This is a genomic window from Acidiphilium sp. JA12-A1 (genome assembly GCF_000724705.2).
Classification (GTDB): Bacteria; Pseudomonadota; Alphaproteobacteria; order Acetobacterales; family Acetobacteraceae; genus Acidiphilium; species Acidiphilium multivorum.
Window position 1 is genome coordinate 1 of record NZ_JFHO01000241.1, and the last position, 1,209, is coordinate 1,209.

The 1,209-nt window shown below is 64.3% G+C and carries 2 protein-coding genes; both read left to right on the forward strand.

Annotation, left to right across the window (positions count from 1 at the left end):
• The coding region (locus RT91_RS19670) for a transposase (RefSeq protein WP_152982896.1) at positions 1 to 526 on the forward strand (526 nt) is incomplete at its 5' end.
• Positions 527 to 624: 98 nt separating this feature from the next.
• The coding region (locus tag RT91_RS19675) for a DUF6444 domain-containing protein (RefSeq protein ID WP_240314388.1) at positions 625 to 1,209 on the forward strand (585 nt) is incomplete at its 3' end.

The window sequence follows — 1,209 nt, forward strand, 5'->3', positions numbered from 1 at the left end:
CGCCCAGCGCGGTCATGCCGATGACTGGCAGATTTGCCTCGCCCACCAACTCCGGGACTGCAAATTCGCGATCGAGGCGGGTGATACGATCTTCGCACCCAGAATGAAGGCCCTGCTGCTCCGCGCCGTCGTGCTGGCGCGGCGCCATCGCACGCTCGCGGACGCTACAAGACGCGCCTGGCGGCGGCGCCTCGACCATGATCTCGACGCCGTCATGGCGCTCGCCCCGATCAACCACCACGGCAGACGATTGCGCCGACGATACGGCAAGGTTCGTGATCATCTCTTCACCTTCCTCGACCACCCGGATATCGCCGCGGACAACAACGGCTCCGAGCGCGAACTCCGGCCTACCGCGACATATCGCAAGGTCACCGGAGGGTTCCGATCCAACTGGGGCGCCGATTTCTTCGCCAACGTCCGATCCGTCGTCGGGACCGCCGCGCGGCACGGCCTTGATGCCTACACCGCTATCAAAAACGCCGTCACCGGAGCATCACTGCCCATCGCCCCCCTACCGGGTTGAGCAGATACCTTTTTTCGTATCTGCTCATCCTGGTCCGTCGATAAGTTGAATCGATTGTGAATTGACGTGACCACGGCGGATACGATTCGACGGGAGGCGTGAACGAGCTTCCTGACCTGTCTCTCCTATCGCACGCTGAGAAAGACGCGCTGATCCGCGCGCTATGGGACGCGTTGCAATCATCCGAGCGCAGGAACGCGGAACTGGCAATCCGGCTTTCGGATGCGGAACGCCGGATTGCGGAGTTGGAGGCGCGGCTAAACGAACCGCCGAAGCGGCCGGACAATTCGAGCCTGCCGCCATCGCGCGGGCAGAAGCCAAACCGGCCCGAGAAAAGTCCGCGCAAGGGGCCCCGCAAAGGCAGTCTCGGCCGTGAGGGTGGCGGTCGCTTGCTTGCCGAGAACCCCGATCAGACGGTGATCGCGAAGGCGGCGCATTGCCAGCACTGCCGTGCCGGGCTGACTGACGCGGATCAGCGCCTCGCGCAGCGCTACGACAAGATCGATCTGCCGCCGATCAAGCCGGTCGTCACCCGCGTCGAACGCTATGCCGGCCATTGTCCGTGCTGTGGGGCGACCACGCTGGCAGCCGTCCCGGAAGGCATGGAGACCGGCACACCATTCAGCCTCAACCTCGTGGCTCTCGCGATCTACCTGCGCGTCATCCATGCGGTCAGCTACCGG